At 68.5% G+C, this 13485-nt stretch carries 14 protein-coding genes; 4 read left to right on the forward strand and 10 right to left on the reverse strand.

The window, feature by feature from the left end; translation table 11 throughout:
- Positions 1–326: PE-PGRS family protein (locus A9X00_RS31460; RefSeq protein WP_067158246.1), on the forward strand; the 326-nt coding region annotated here is incomplete at its 5' end.
- Between the two features lie 14 nt (positions 327–340).
- Here the strand turns inward: A9X00_RS31460 and A9X00_RS21680 are convergent.
- The 4 genes from A9X00_RS21680 to A9X00_RS21695 all read right to left on the reverse strand — a co-directional run bounded on the left by A9X00_RS21680 (position 341) and on the right by A9X00_RS21695 (position 4272).
- The gene (locus A9X00_RS21680; RefSeq protein WP_067158248.1) at positions 341–1087 is read right to left on the reverse strand and encodes a succinate dehydrogenase/fumarate reductase iron-sulfur subunit; all 747 of its coding nucleotides are present in this window, start codon (positions 1085–1087) and stop codon (positions 341–343) included.
- The gene (locus A9X00_RS21685) at positions 1087–3015 is read right to left on the reverse strand and encodes a fumarate reductase/succinate dehydrogenase flavoprotein subunit (RefSeq protein ID WP_067158250.1); all 1929 of its coding nucleotides are present in this window, start codon (positions 3013–3015) and stop codon (positions 1087–1089) included. The genes A9X00_RS21680 and A9X00_RS21685 overlap by 1 nt, the downstream gene beginning before the upstream one ends.
- A 42-nt stretch (positions 3016–3057) precedes the next feature.
- Positions 3058–3885: a hypothetical protein gene (locus A9X00_RS21690; RefSeq protein WP_067158252.1), complete on the reverse strand. Its 828-nt coding sequence runs from the start codon at positions 3883–3885 to the stop codon at positions 3058–3060.
- Between the two features lie 90 nt (positions 3886–3975).
- Positions 3976–4272 (reverse strand): hypothetical protein, encoded by a 297-nt coding sequence (locus tag A9X00_RS21695; protein WP_067158254.1) that lies wholly within the window; start codon positions 4270–4272, stop codon positions 3976–3978.
- A gap of 92 nt (positions 4273–4364) precedes the next feature.
- On the opposite strand from A9X00_RS21695, the gene A9X00_RS21700 reads away from it, so the two are divergent.
- Positions 4365–5123: an isocitrate lyase/phosphoenolpyruvate mutase family protein gene (locus A9X00_RS21700; protein WP_067158357.1), complete on the forward strand. Its 759-nt coding sequence runs from the start codon at positions 4365–4367 to the stop codon at positions 5121–5123.
- A gap of 158 nt (positions 5124–5281) precedes the next feature.
- Here A9X00_RS21700 and A9X00_RS21705 read toward each other — a convergent pair whose 3' ends face one another.
- On the reverse strand, positions 5282–5722 hold the full coding sequence (locus tag A9X00_RS21705) for an Hsp20/alpha crystallin family protein (RefSeq protein WP_067158256.1): 441 nt from the start codon (positions 5720–5722) through the stop codon (positions 5282–5284).
- A gap of 214 nt (positions 5723–5936) precedes the next feature.
- On the opposite strand from A9X00_RS21705, the gene nirB reads away from it, so the two are divergent.
- Entirely contained in the window at positions 5937–8501 is a 2565-nt protein-coding gene (nirB, locus tag A9X00_RS21710; RefSeq protein ID WP_082975424.1) for a nitrite reductase large subunit NirB, read from the forward strand.
- Between the two features lie 13 nt (positions 8502–8514).
- Entirely contained in the window at positions 8515–8880 is a 366-nt protein-coding gene (nirD, locus tag A9X00_RS21715; RefSeq protein WP_067158258.1) for a nitrite reductase small subunit NirD, read from the forward strand.
- A gap of 10 nt (positions 8881–8890) precedes the next feature.
- Here the strand turns inward: nirD and A9X00_RS21720 are convergent, their stop codons facing one another.
- From A9X00_RS21720 to A9X00_RS21740, 5 genes are all read right to left on the reverse strand, one after another.
- Positions 8891–9340 carry a hypothetical protein gene (locus A9X00_RS21720; RefSeq protein WP_067158260.1) on the reverse strand — a complete coding sequence of 150 codons (450 nt, stop codon included), beginning with the start codon at positions 9338–9340 and terminating at the stop codon, positions 8891–8893.
- 31 nt (positions 9341–9371) lie between these two features.
- Positions 9372–10100, reverse strand: coding sequence for a sirohydrochlorin chelatase (locus tag A9X00_RS21725; RefSeq protein ID WP_067158262.1), 729 nt, complete (start codon positions 10098–10100; stop codon positions 9372–9374).
- Positions 10091–11242, reverse strand: coding sequence for a uroporphyrinogen-III synthase (locus tag A9X00_RS21730; RefSeq protein ID WP_067158264.1), 1152 nt, complete (start codon positions 11240–11242; stop codon positions 10091–10093). The genes A9X00_RS21725 and A9X00_RS21730 overlap by 10 nt, the downstream gene beginning before the upstream one ends.
- A 77-nt stretch (positions 11243–11319) precedes the next feature.
- Positions 11320–12702, reverse strand: a complete 1383-nt coding sequence (locus A9X00_RS21735) for a NarK/NasA family nitrate transporter (RefSeq protein WP_067158266.1) — start codon at positions 12700–12702, stop codon at positions 11320–11322.
- 235 nt (positions 12703–12937) lie between these two features.
- Positions 12938–13483 carry a GNAT family N-acetyltransferase gene (locus tag A9X00_RS21740; RefSeq protein WP_067158268.1) on the reverse strand — a complete coding sequence of 182 codons (546 nt, stop codon included), beginning with the start codon at positions 13481–13483 and terminating at the stop codon, positions 12938–12940.
- Positions 13484–13485: the final 2 nt, after the last annotated feature.

The raw sequence follows: 13485 nt of genomic DNA on the forward strand, positions 1-13485 counted from the left end.
GGGTCGGCGGCACCGGCGGGCACGGCCGCGGGCTGATCGGCTCCGGCGGGGCCGGGGGCACCGGCGGCACGAGCAACTCCTCGAACGCCGCCTCCGGCGGGGCCGGGGGTCGGGCCGGGCTGATCGGGTTCGGCGGAAACGGCGGTGAAGGCGGGGGTGGCGCCACCCTCAGCACCAAAGGCGGGAACGGCGGGCACGGCGGGGACGCGGTGCTGATCGGCGACGGCGGCAACGGCGGAAACCCCGGCCGCGGCGCCGGCGGACTCTCGGGCCTTCCCGGTGCCGGCGGCGCAGCCGGGCTGCTGTTCGGCCTGCCGGGTTTTTAGCGAAAAATGACTTCCTAGCGCCGGAAGAGCTTGTTACCCAGCCAGACCACGGGGTCGTACTTGCGGTCGGCGACGCGCTCTTTCATCGGGATCAGGGCGTTGTCGGTGATCTTGATGTTCTCCGGGCACACCTCGGTGCAGCACTTGGTGATGTTGCAGTAGCCCAGGCCGTGCTCTTCCTGCGCCTGGTTGCGCCGGTCCAGCGTGTCCAGGGGGTGCATCTCCAGCTCGGCGATGCGCATCAGGTAGCGCGGCCCGGCGAACGCCTTCTTGTTCTCCTCGTGGTCGCGGACCACGTGGCAGACGGTCTGGCACAGGAAGCACTCGATGCACTTGCGGAACTCCTGCGAGCGCTGCACGTCGACCTGCGCCATCCGGTACTCGCCGGGCTGCAGGTCCTTGGGCGGCGCGAAAGACGGTATCTCGCGGGCCTTTTCGTAGTTGAACGAGACGTCGGTGACCAGGTCGCGGATCACCGGGAACGTGCGCAGCGGTGTGACGGTGACGACCTCGTCCTCGGCGAACGTGGACATCCTCGTCATGCACATCAAGCGGGGGTAGCCGTTGATCTCCGCCGAGCAGGACCCGCACTTGCCGGCCTTGCAGTTCCACCGCACTGCGAGGTCGGGCGTTTGGGTCTGCTGCAGGCGATGGATGATGTCGAGCACCACCTCGCCCTCGTTGACCTCAACCGTGAAATCCTCTAGCGCGCCGCCGGCCTCGTCGCCGCGCCACACCCGCATGGTGGCGTTGTAGGTCATCAGCTCTCCGTCCTCGGGGTCCGTCCTGGGTGGTCGGCCAGTTCGCCGTCGGTGTAGTACTTCTCCAGCTCGGAGATCTCGAAGAGCTCCAGCAGATCGGGCCGCATCGGCACCTGATCCTCGCGCGTGATGCTGATGTCGGGGATCACGGCGTCGCCCCCGGCGGCGCGGCAGACCAGCAACACCTTGCGCCAGGACGAGTCCATCGACGGGTGGTCGTCGCGGGTGTGCCCGCCGCGGCTCTCGGTGCGCTCCAGCGCGGCCTTGGCGACGCATTCGCTGACGAGCAGCATGTTGCGCAGGTCGATGGCCAGGTTCCAGCCGGGGTTGTACCGCCGTTGCCCCTCGACGTGGATGTTCTTGAACCGCTCGCGCAGTTTCTCGAGCCGGCCCAGGGCCTCGGAGATCTCCTCCGACTTGCGGATGATGCCCACCAGGTCGTTCATCGACTGCTGCAGTTCCAGCTGCAGGGTGTAGGGGTTCTCGGCCGCGGCGCCGTTGGTCGGTCCCTCGAAGGGGGCCAGCGCCCGCTTGGCCGCCGTCTCGACGGCGTCCTCGGCGACCGTCGGGCGGCTGCTCAGCGCCCGCACGTAATCGGCGGCGCCCAGGCCGGCGCGCCGGCCGAACACCAGCAGGTCCGACAGCGAGTTGCCGCCCAGCCGGTTGGAGCCGTGCATGCCGCCGGAGCACTCGCCGGCGGCGAACAGGCCGGGAACGGTGGCCGCGCCGGTGTCGGCGTCGACCTCCACGCCGCCCATCACGTAGTGGCAGGTGGGCCCGACTTCCATTGGCTCCCTGGTGATGTCGACCCCGGCCAGCTCCTTGAACTGGTGGTACATCGACGGCAGCCGCCGCTTGATCTCGTCCGGTGTCAGCCGGGACGCGATGTCGAGGTACACCCCGCCGTGCGGGGTGCCCCGGCCGGCCTTGACCTCCGAGTTGATCGCGCGCGCGACCTCATCCCGCGGCAGCAGGTCCGGCGTGCGACGGGCCGAGTCGTTGTCCTTGAGCCACTGGTCGGCCTCTTGCGCGGTTTCGGCGTACTGGCCCTTGAACACCGGCGGGATGTAGTCGAACATGAAGCGCTTGTCGTCGGAGTTCTTCAGCACCCCGCCGTCACCGCGCACGCCCTCAGTGACCAGGATCCCCTTCACGCTCGGCGGCCACACCATGCCGGTCGGGTGGAACTGGACGAACTCCATGTTGATCAGCGACGCGCCCGCCCGCAGGGCCAGCGCGTGCCCGTCACCGGTGTACTCCCAGGAGTTCGAGGTGACCTTGAACGACTTGCCGATCCCGCCGGTGGCCAGCACCACCGCCGGCGCCTCGAACAGCACGAAGTTGCCGCTCTCGCGCCAGTAGCCGAACGCCCCGGCGATCGCGTCACCGTCCTTGATCAGTTCGGTGATCGTGCACTCGGCGAACACCCGGATGCGCGCCTCGTAGTCGCCGAGTTCGGCGTAGTCCTCCTGCTGCAGCGAAACGATCTTCTGCTGCATGGTGCGGATCAGCTCCAGGCCGGTGCGGTCACCGACATGCGCCAGCCGCGGGTAGGTGTGCCCGCCGAAGTTGCGCTGGCTGATCTTGCCGTCCTTGAGGCGGTCGAACAGCGCGCCGTAGGTTTCCAGCTCCCAGACGCGGTCCGGGGCCTCTTTGGCGTGCAGCTCGGCCATCCGCCAGTTGTTGAGGAACTTCCCACCGCGCATCGTGTCGCCGAAGTGGGTCTTCCAGTTGTCTTTGGGATTGGTGTTGCCCATGGATGCCGCGCAGCCGCCCTCGGCCATCACCGTGTGGGCCTTGCCGAACAGGGACTTGCACACCACCGCGACCTTGAGGCCACGCTCACGCGCCTCGATGACCGCACGCAATCCTGCGCCGCCGGCACCGATGACGACTACGTCGTAGGCGTGCCGCTCGACCTCAACCATGAAACCTCGCTCAGTTTTTCTCTGTAACCGTCAAATGGCTTGTCAGCCAACAAATCTCAGGTCCGGAATGGTGCCGCTGGCCACCAGCGCGATGTAGAAGTCGGTGACCATCAGGGTGCCGAGCGTGATCCACGCGAACAACTTGTGCCGGGTGTTGATCGCGCTGACCTGCGTCCAGATCCAGTACCGCACAGGGTTCTTGGAGAAGTGCTTGAGCCGCCCGCCGGTCACGTGCCGGCACGAATGGCAGGACAGCGTGTAGATCCACAGCATGATGACGTTGCCGACCAGGATGAGATTGCCCAGCCCGAAGCCGAATCCGCCGGGGCCGCTGTCGGAATGGAACGCGACGACGGCGTCGAAGGTGTTGATGACCGAGATGATGGCGGCGATATAGAAGAAGTACCGGTGGGTGTTCTGGATGATCAGCGGAAGCCTGGTCTCGCCGGTGTAGTGCACGCGGGGCTCGGCCACCGCGCAGGCGCTGGGGGACTGCCACACCGTGCGGTAGTAGGCGCCGCGGTAGTAGTAACAGGTCAGCCGGAACAAGAGCAGGAACGGCAGCGACACCGCCGCGTACGGCACGAACCACCAGTCCGGCAGGAACTGCGGCCAGAAGTCGCTGGCCGCACCGCAGGCCTTGCTCATGCACGGCGAGTAGAACGGCGTCAGGTAATGGTATTTGAGGACGAAGAAGTAATCCTTCTGCAACCCGCGCGCTATCGCGTAGATAAGGAATGCCGCGAAGCCCAGGTCGATCCGCAACGGCGACAACCACCACCGGTCGGTGCGTAGGGTCCGCTGCGGGATGCGGGCGCGTGTGGGTGAAAAGACACCGGACGCAGGACGGTTCGCCGTGGGTGCGCTCATCTAGTGTTCCTCTTCGAACGGGCTGTCTGTCGAAGGGTACACAGAGCAAACCCCCTGTTTCGCGGGGGGCTTGAAGTTGTCCGAGGTTTGTCAGGCCCTGTTGTGACCCCCGACACCTTCGTCGTCGACATCGCGCCAAAAGTCGGTGTCGTACTGGGTGTCGGGAATGGCGATCTTCTCGCCCGACTGCTGCACGGTGGCGCGGTCGAGATCCAATTCGGCGACGTCGGTGTCGAGCAGTTCGACGTCGGACAGGATCCGGTCGGCGTCGATGACGATGCGGCGCATCGCCGGGCTGTCGCCGTATCGCGCCCGCAATGAGCTCACGCACCGCCGCAGGCCACCGATGAGGTCGTGCAGTTCGGCGAGTTCAGTCGTGGTGCTCAACGGATCTCCTACTACTTTCGGGGCGCAGACGGTGTTGCGGATCACAGTACGCCCTCGATAGTAGCGACCGTCGCGGCCTAGTGTCGGACACCATGACGGGCCGAACCACCGCCGAGCGCGCCACGGCGCTGCTCGAACTGCACCGGCCGGGCGACCCGGTGATCCTGCCGACGGTGTGGGACGCGTGGTCGGCCCGGCTGGCCACCGACGCGGGATTCGCCGCGCTGACCGTCGGCAGCCACCCGCTCGCCGACTCCATCGGCAAACCCGACAACGAGGGCATGTCCTTCGACGACGTGCTGACCCGCGTCGCCCAGATCACCGCGGCCGTCGACGTCCCGGTGTCGGTCGACGTCGAATCGGGCTACGGGCAGCCGCCAGCGCGCCTGATCGAGGGCCTGCTGGGCGTGGGCGCCGTCGGGCTGAACATCGAGGACACCGTGCACTCCGAGGGCAAGCGGCTGCGCTCCGCCGGTGAGCACGCCGAACTGGTGGGGGCGCTGCGCGCGGCCGCCGACGCGGCCGGGGTGCACGTCGTGATCAACGCGCGCACCGATCTGTTCCTGCGGCGCGACGGCGACGACGCCGATCGCGTCGAGCGGGCGGTGGCGCGGCTGACCGAGGCCGCCGCCGCGGGCGCCGACGTCCTCTATCCGGTGGGCCGCCACGACCCGGATACGTTGCGGCGCTTGGCCGCCGAGTTACCGCTGCCGATCAACGCGATCGCGCTGCCCGACCAGGACGACCCGGCTTCGTTCGGCCCGCTCGGCGTCGCCCGGGTCAGCTTCGGCCCCTTCCTGCAGGCCGCGCTGGCGGCGCGGGCCAAAGACCTGCTGGCGCGCTGGGCCTGACGCTCTGAGTGTGAATCCAGGGCTTTCGCTGTGAAGCCAGGGCGGGGATTCGGCGATTTTCCCGCCCACGCTTCACACGCAAAGCCGTGGCTTCACACGCGAATCCGGCGAGGCCGTCCAGAATTGGCGCGGCCCCGCCGGATTGATCTGTCGCGGGACTACTTGGTGATCGCGATGCGCTGCGGCTGTGCTCCGGCATAGGCGCCGGCGACCCGCACGGTCAGCACGCCGTTGTCGTAGGAGGCGGTGACGGCCTCGCCGGTGACATGCGTGGGCAGCTGGAACGAGCGGCGGAAGGATCCGTAACGAATCTCACGCAACGTGCGGCCGTTCTGCTCCTCCGCGTGCTCGTCGCGGTGTTCGCCGTGGATGACCAGTTGGCCGTTCTCGACCTCGACGTTGACATCCTTCTCGACGTCGACACCCGGCAGCTCGAGGCGGACGACCGCGTCATCGCCGTCCTTGACGATCTCGGCGGCCGGGGTGAAGCCGCTGTTCACCGGCTTGAACCAGTCCGTCGCCGCGGCGGGGCCGAAGAAGTCACGCAACCAGCGGTCGGTGTCCCAGGCCGGTCGCGACCACAATGCGAGGTTGCTCATGGGGATCTCCTTATGCTTCCTTGTGAGTTTGCTGTGACCGGCGCTTTGCCGGCCGGCTATTCCTACAAACATGAGTCGACCACGCTAAAGTTCCACTCGGGCGTTCGCCGGCAGCGAACAGCTTCACAGCCGTCGTTGTGAGGTGTGAGCACGCCGTCATGCGGGTGTCACATTGCGCGATTCCGAGTTAATTTGCCGCCCCTAACCTCATGGCATGGCCCAATCCGAAACCTGGGGCGCGGACAGTGCTGCGCGTCACGTCGTTGTGGTCGGGCACGGCATGGTCGGCCACCGGCTGGTGGAGGCGCTCCGAGCCCGCGACACCGAAGGGCGTTGGAGCATCACCGTTTTGGCCGAGGAGTCCGACGCGGCCTATGACCGTGTCGGTCTGACGTCCTACACCGAGAGCTGGGACCGCCAGCTGCTGGCCCTGCCCGGTAACGACTACGCCGGCGACGACCGGGTCCGGCTGCTGCTGGACGCCCGCGTCACCGAAATCGACCGCGACACAAAGACCGTGGTGACCGCCGACGGTCGACGGTACAGCTACGACGCCCTGGTGCTGGCCACCGGGTCCTACGCCTTCGTCCCGCCGGTACCCGGTCACGACCTGCCGCAGTGCCACGTCTACCGCACGCTCGACGACCTCGACGCCATCCGCGCCGACGCCCAGCGCACGCTGCAGGCCGGCCACGCCACCGCCGGGGTCGTCATCGGCGGCGGCCTGCTGGGGCTGGAGGCCGCTAATGCGCTGCGCCAGTTCGGGTTGCAGACCCACGTCGTCGAGATGATGCCGCGGTTGATGGCCCAGCAGATCGACGAGGCCGGCGGCGCGCTGCTGGCCAGAATGGTCACCGAACTCGGCATCGCCGTGCACCTGGGGACGGGCACCGAATCGATCGAGGCCGTCGCGCATCCGGACGGCTCGACGTCGGCGCGGGTGTGCCTGACCGACGGCGAGCTGATCGATGCCGGCGTGGTGATCTTCGCGGCCGGCATCCGGCCGCGCGACGAGCTGGCGGCGGCCGCCGGACTGGAGCGCGGCGAGCGGGGCGGCGTGCTCACCGATTTATCCTGCCGGACAAGTGATCCCGACGTCTACGCGATCGGCGAGGTCGCGGCGATCGGCGGCCGCTGCTACGGACTGGTCGGTCCCGGCTACACCTCCGCCGAGGTGGTGGCGGACCGGTTGCTGGGCGGCGCCGCGGAATTCGGCGAAGCGGACCTGTCGACGAAGCTCAAGCTGCTCGGCGTCGACGTCGCCAGCTTCGGCGACGCGATGGGGGCGACCGAGAAGTGCCTCGAGGTCGCCATCAACGACGCGGTCAACCGGACCTACGCCAAGCTGGTGCTCTCCGACGACGCCAAGACCCTGCTGGGCGGGGTGCTGGTGGGCGACGCCTCGTCGTACGGGGTGTTGCGGCCGATGGTCGGCAGCGAGTTGCCGGGCGACCCGTTGGCGCTGATCGCGCCGGCCCAGGCCGGCGGCGCGCCGGGTCTGGGCGTTGGGGCGCTGCCGGATTCGGCGCAGATCTGCTCGTGCAACAACGTCAGCAAGGGCGATCTGAAGGGCGCGATCGCCGGCGGTTGCGCCGACGTGCCCGCCCTCAAGTCGTGCACGGCCGCGGGCACCTCGTGCGGGTCGTGTGTGCCGCTGCTCAAGCAGCTGCTGGAAGCAGAGGGCGTCGAGCAGTCCAAGGCGCTGTGCGAGCACTTCAGCCAGTCGCGGGCGGAGCTTTTCGAGATCATCACCGCCACCGAGATCCGGACGTTCTCCGGCCTGCTGGAGCGCTTCGGCCGCGGAAAGGGTTGCGACATCTGCAAACCGGTGGTCGCGTCGATCCTGGCGTCCACCGGCTCGGAGCACATCCTCGACGGCGAGCAGGCCTCGCTGCAGGATTCCAACGACCACTTCCTGGCCAACATCCAGAAGAACGGCAGCTACTCGGTGGTCCCGCGGGTCCCCGGCGGTGACATCAAGCCGGAGCACCTGATCCTGATAGGCCAGATCGCGCAGGACTTCGGGCTTTACACCAAGATCACCGGCGGCCAGCGGATCGACCTGTTCGGCGCCCGCGTCGACCAGTTGCCGCAGATTTGGAAGCGGCTGGTCGACGGCGGCATGGAATCCGGGCACGCCTACGGCAAGGCGTTGCGCACCGTCAAGAGCTGCGTGGGCAGCGACTGGTGCCGCTACGGCCAGCAGGATTCGGTGCAGCTGGCCATCGACCTGGAGCTGCGCTACCGCGGGCTGCGCGCGCCGCACAAGATCAAGCTCGGCGTCTCCGGTTGCGCGCGCGAGTGCGCCGAGGCGCGCAGCAAGGACGTCGGCGTCATCGCAACCGAGAAGGGGTGGAACCTCTACGTCGGCGGCAACGGCGGCATGACGCCCAAGCACGCCCAGCTGCTGGCCAGCGATTTGGATACCGAGACGCTGGTCCGCTACGTCGACCGGTTCCTCATGTACTACATCCGCACGGCCGACCGGCTGCAGCGCACCGCGCCTTGGGTCGAATCGCTGGACGGCGGCCTGGATCACGTGCGCGAGGTCGTGTGCGACGACTCCCTGGGCCTGGCCGAGGAATTCGAGGCCGCAATGGAGCGGCATGTGCAGAACTACAAGTGCGAATGGAAGGGCGTTCTGGAGGACCCGGACAAGCTGTCGCGGTTCGTCTCCTTCGTCAACGCCCCCGACGCCGTCGACTCGACGGTGACGTTCACCGAGCGCGCCGGGCGCAAAGTGCCTGTGCCCATTGGCATGCCGCGGGTTCGGTCGTAATCAAGGAGACACGATGACACTTCTCAACGACGCGCAAGACATTCAGGTGTGGACGACCGCCTGCGCCTACGACCGCCTGATTCCCGGTCGGGGCGTGGGCGTCCTCCTCGACGACGGTTCGCAGGCGGCGTTGTTCCGGCTGGACGACGGGTCGGTGCACGCGGTGGGCAACGTCGACCCGTTCTCCGGCGCGGCGGTGCTTTCGCGTGGCATCGTCGGCGACCGCGGCGGCCGGCCCACCGTCCAATCACCCATCCTCAAGCAGGCTTTCGCCCTCGAGGACGGCTGCTGCCTGGACGACCCGCGGGTGTCAGTGCCGGTGTACCCCGCGCGGGTCACGCCCGAGGGGGACATTCAGATCGGGCGGATCGCCGCTTAGTTCGATAGCGCTAGCCGATATCGCCGACGAGGTAGCGCTGCATCGTCGGGCCGATCGCGTCGACCAATGCCTCCACCGACATCGAGTGCAGCGGTTCGGAGCGCACGCCGTAACGCATGATGCCGAGGCCCACCAACTGGGAGGCGCACAGCGACGCCCGCACCGCGACCTTGTCGGCCCCCAGGATTTTCAGCAACGGGCCGAAGACCGGGCCGATGAACATGCCCTGCACGATCTCGGCGGTCTTGGCCAGTCCGGTGGACGCGATCGCGCTGGCCGCAAAGGGGCCGCCGCCGGCGGCGTCCCAGGTGGTGATCAGCATGTACAACGTCCGGCGGCCCACCTGGTTGACCCCGCCGGTGACGATCCGGTCGATGAACTCCGGTGTGCCGAAGGGCAACCGGAGCATCTTCGCCACCGGGTCCAGCAGCCCACGCGATGGCTCTTCGCGACGCGGCATGGTGTCAGGATCGCCGGTCTGCGAGCAAAGATCAAGGGCGATTGGAAAGCGCGTGGGGGGCTTGGGTTCGCCGCCGCGGGAGTCCGGGTGCCGCGCGGCGGAACCGGTTCGCGATCAGCCGCGCCAGCCCGGGATGGGTGCCCAGCGGCTGGGTGACGACGTCGGCGCCGCTGGCCCGCAGGCGCTGTTGGAACAGGCCGTCGGCCAGTAGGTAGGAGGCGACCACGACGCGCCGCGCGCCACTGCGGCGGGCGGCGGCGACCGCGTCGGCCACGGACGGATCGCCGGTGGCCGCGTATCCCAGCCGCACCCGCGATCCCACCAGCGCGGACAACGTCGTCGCGGTCACGTGCAGGTCGGCGCGCGCCCTCTCGTCCGTGGTGCCGGCCGCCGCGAGGATCACCGAATCACCCAGGCGCCAACCGGATTCCGCCAGCTGGTCGGCGACGATCCGCGCGATCTCCCCACTCGGGCCCAGCGCGGGCGCGACGGTGACGTTCGGGTGCCCGCTGGCGGCCACGTGGGCGGGCACGTCGGTGCGCACGTGATATCCGCGCGACAGGAAGGCCGGGACCACGACGGCGGGGCTGCCGGTGGCCGCCGCCCGGGCCAGCACCTCGCCCGGCGTCGGGCCCAACACGTCGACGAACGCGACCTGCACCCGGCGGTCGAGCAGCGCGCCCACCTGCGCTGCGAGGTCTCCGATCATCGCGACGCCGCCCGGCCTTCGGGTGCCGTGCGCGGCCAGGATCAGCTCCATCCCGCGCCGCCCGGCGGGTCGATGGCCAGCCGGTAGCCCCGCTTGACCACCGTTGCGATGATGTTCTTGTCGCCCAAGGCCGTTCGCAGCCGGAGGACGGCCGTGTCGACGGCGTGCGGATCGTTGCTGCTGCCGGGCAGCACCCGCAACAGTTCGGACCGCGCGACGACGTCGCCGGGCCGTTGCGCCAGCGCGCGCAGCACCGACATCCCCGACGGCGACAGCAGCTTGATGTCACCGTCCACCAGCACGCACGTTCCGCGGATGTCGATCGTGTGGCCGGCGACCTGCACGGTGGACGATCCCAGCTGCGGCAGCTCCTCGGCGATGTGGCGGGCCAAGGCGCCCAACCGCATTCGCGCGGGCGACGACGTCGGGACACCTTTGCGGATCAGCGGTTTGGAGGTCACTGGGCCGACGCACATCGCGTGCACGTCGGTGCGCAGGGCGTCCAGCACCTGGTCCTCGACGGCCAGGTCGCGACTGCGCTCCAGCACCGCCGCCGCCGCGGGCGCCGACGTGAACGTGACCGCGTCGAACTGCCGCCGCGCGATCCCGGTCACCAGCAAATCGAAATCGCCGCCGAGCGGAGTCGACTTCCACCGGTACACCCGGATGGGCACCACCTCCGCGCCGGCGAAACGCAGGCCGCCGATGAACTCCGGGAACGGGTCCCAGGCGTCGGCGGCGCCGTGCAGCTGGATGGCGATGCGCATCCCGGACACACCCGACTCGAGCAGATACTCGAGCACCTCCTGTGAGGATTCGGACTCAGGAGACCACTCCTCGTGCAGCCCGGCGGCGCGCACCGCGCCCGTGCCCTTGGGCCCCCGCGACACGATCCGGGTCTTCGACAACGACGCGATCAGCTGGTTGGCCAGCCCCCATCCCTCGGCGGCGGCCAGCCAGCCGCGGAATCCGATGCCGGTATGCACCACCAGGATGTCGGGCGGCTGCGCGATCAAAGCTTCAGTGTGGCTTTGTAATTCGTCGTCCTCGGGCAGCGCGATCATGTTGATCGCGGGCGCGCTGCAGACCTCCGCGCCCTGCCTGCTCAGCAGTGCGCAGAGTTCCTCCGCGCGCCGGGATGATGTAACCGCGACCCGGTAGCCGGCCAGCGGCGTGGACCTCGGCTGAGCCATAAGACCTGTGTATGCCTGTGACGTTTCCGCTGCGTTACCACGCAATTGCTGCAGCATTGCCCTTGTTGCGACGGCCATCACACCCGGGCGTGATCTGCTAAGGGGACGGTTTTCGGCGCGCTGGGGCGGCGCACGTACAGCGTCCAGGTGAGGGTTGCGGCGACCACATAGGACGCCAAAAACACCCAGTAGGCCGACGTTTCGGTGCCGCTGTTGAGGTAGGACTCGCGCAGCGCCAGGTTGATCCCGACTCCGCCCAGCGCGCCGACCGCCGAGCAAAAGCCGATCAGCGATCCCGACATCGCCCGCGACCAGTGACGGCGCTCGGCATCGGGAAGGTCCAGCCCCCGGCTGCGCGCCTCGAAGATGGACGGGATCATCTTGAACACCGACCCGTTGCCCATGCCCGACAAGACGAACAGCGCGATGAAGCCGATCACGTAGCCGGTCATCGTCGTCGAGCCGCCGCCGGGACGGCCGTCGACGGTGCTGATGGCGACCAGCAGCCCGGCGCCCACGATCATGCCGCCCAGCACGCCCAGGGTGACGCGGCTGCCGCCCAGGCGGTCGGCCAGCCGGCCGCCGTAGATGCGGGCCAACGAGCCCAATAACGGCCCCACGAAGGCGATCTGCGCGGCGTGCAGCGACGCGTGCTTGGCGGTTTCGCCGCCCGCCTGGAAGTTGACCTGCAACACCTGGCCGAACGCGAACGCGAACCCGATCCACGAGCCGAACGTGCAGATGTAGAGCAGCGAGATCACATAGGTGTCGCGCTCGAACAGGACCGAACGCATCGTGCCGACCTCGATCCCGTGGTCGAGGTTGTCCATGAACAGCGCCGCCGCGACGCCGACGATCGCCAGCAACACGAGGTACACGGCGCACACCCAGTAGGGCGCTTCATGGCCGGCGGTCGCGAGCACCAGCAGACCGATCAGCTGGATGACGGCAACCCCGAGGTTGCCGACGCCGGCGTTGATCGCCAGCGCCGCGCCCTTGAGGCGCTGCGGGTAAAAGGCATTCACGTTGGCCAGCGACGCCGCGTAATTGCCGCCGCCCAGGCCGGTCAGCGCCGCGCACACCACATACGGCCACAGCGGTAGGCCGGGATGGGCCATCAGCACGATGGTGCCGACCGTCGGGATCAACAGGACGAACGCCGAGAAGGCCGTCCAGTTGCGCCCGCCGAAGGTGGCGATGCCCAACGTGTACGGGATGCGCGCACAGCCGCCCACCAGGGTGGCGACGGCGCCGAGCAGCAACTTGTCGCCGGCCGAGAAGCCGTAGACGGATGCCGGCATGAACAGTGTCATCACCGGCCAGAGGGTCCAGATCGAAAAAGCGACGTGGTCACCCGCGACCGTGCAGAGCAGGTTGCGGCGGGCGATGTTCTTGTCGCCGGCCTCCCAGGCCGCCGCGTCCTCCGGATTCCAGTCCGTGATGCGGTGATTACGGCCCATGCGAATGTGCACCTTTCGTCGACGGCGGGATATCGCGAACAGGCTTGGGCCGCCGTGTATTTCGATGCTCACATTTGGCGCGCGAGCCAGTCAACTCGATTCGACCGATATCGCCTGAAAGTTGAATCCCAGTTATCTGGTAACTAGCTGAGGGCAATTCGGCGGGCGCGTGATTTGAAGCGGCCGCGGGATTTATTGTGAGCTGCAATACATTCCGCGCGCGCGACCGCACTGACTACCAAACGTCGCCCGCCCGCCAGTCGCACATCAACTCGGCTGCGGGGTCCAGGCTCACCTCGACCGGCAGGACGAACACCGCGCCGTCGTCGTCGGGCGTGCGGATCGGGCCGGTCGGGGCCAGCACCGACGTCGGGCCGCGCCACGGCACCCAGCCCCGCGCCGCGTATATCCCGCGCGCGACGTCGGTCGAACTGACCGCACCCACCCGGTAGGCCCCGCGGATCACCTGCTCGACGCCGTCCATCAGGGCGTGCACCAGCCCCTGGCCGCGGAAGTCCTCCCGCACCGCGACCCCCTCGACGTAGCCGCACCGCAGCGCGTCGCCGCGGTAGAGCAACCGCCGCTGGACCACGGCGGCGTGCGCGATGATCGCGCCGTGCTGCCAGATCAGGGCGTGCATGCCGCCCAGCGAGTGCTCCCAGTCGTCGGCGGTGAAATCCCCGGCGAACGCGGCCGTGACCATCTGGCGGACGCGCTGACGGGTCTCGACGTCGAGATCGGCGGTGTGGACCAGGCGGGCGGTGTGGACCCGGGTTTGCACCC

The organism is Mycobacterium sp. 1245805.9, assembly GCF_001672915.1.
Taxonomy (GTDB): domain Bacteria; phylum Actinomycetota; class Actinomycetes; order Mycobacteriales; family Mycobacteriaceae; genus Mycobacterium.

Excerpts from the sequence above, each read along its gene's own strand:
- A9X00_RS21680 (WP_067158248.1), bottom strand. The coding sequence starts at position 1,087 with ATGACCTACAACGCCACCATGCGGGTGTGGCGCGGCGACGAGGCCGGC.
- A9X00_RS21685 (WP_067158250.1), bottom strand. The coding sequence starts at position 3,015 with ATGGTTGAGGTCGAGCGGCACGCCTACGACGTAGTCGTCATCGGTGCC.
- A9X00_RS21690 (WP_067158252.1), bottom strand. The coding sequence starts at position 3,885 with ATGAGCGCACCCACGGCGAACCGTCCTGCGTCCGGTGTCTTTTCACCC.
- A9X00_RS21700 (WP_067158357.1), top strand. The coding sequence starts at position 4,365 with ATGACGGGCCGAACCACCGCCGAGCGCGCCACGGCGCTGCTCGAACTG.
- A9X00_RS21705 (WP_067158256.1), bottom strand. The coding sequence starts at position 5,722 with ATGAGCAACCTCGCATTGTGGTCGCGACCGGCCTGGGACACCGACCGC.
- nirB (WP_082975424.1), top strand. The coding sequence starts at position 5,937 with ATGGCCCAATCCGAAACCTGGGGCGCGGACAGTGCTGCGCGTCACGTC.
- nirD (WP_067158258.1), top strand. The coding sequence starts at position 8,515 with ATGACACTTCTCAACGACGCGCAAGACATTCAGGTGTGGACGACCGCC.
- A9X00_RS21720 (WP_067158260.1), bottom strand. The coding sequence starts at position 9,340 with ATGCCGCGTCGCGAAGAGCCATCGCGTGGGCTGCTGGACCCGGTGGCG.
- A9X00_RS21725 (WP_067158262.1), bottom strand. The coding sequence starts at position 10,100 with ATGGAGCTGATCCTGGCCGCGCACGGCACCCGAAGGCCGGGCGGCGTC.
- A9X00_RS21730 (WP_067158264.1), bottom strand. The coding sequence starts at position 11,242 with ATGGCTCAGCCGAGGTCCACGCCGCTGGCCGGCTACCGGGTCGCGGTT.
- A9X00_RS21735 (WP_067158266.1), bottom strand. The coding sequence starts at position 12,702 with ATGGGCCGTAATCACCGCATCACGGACTGGAATCCGGAGGACGCGGCG.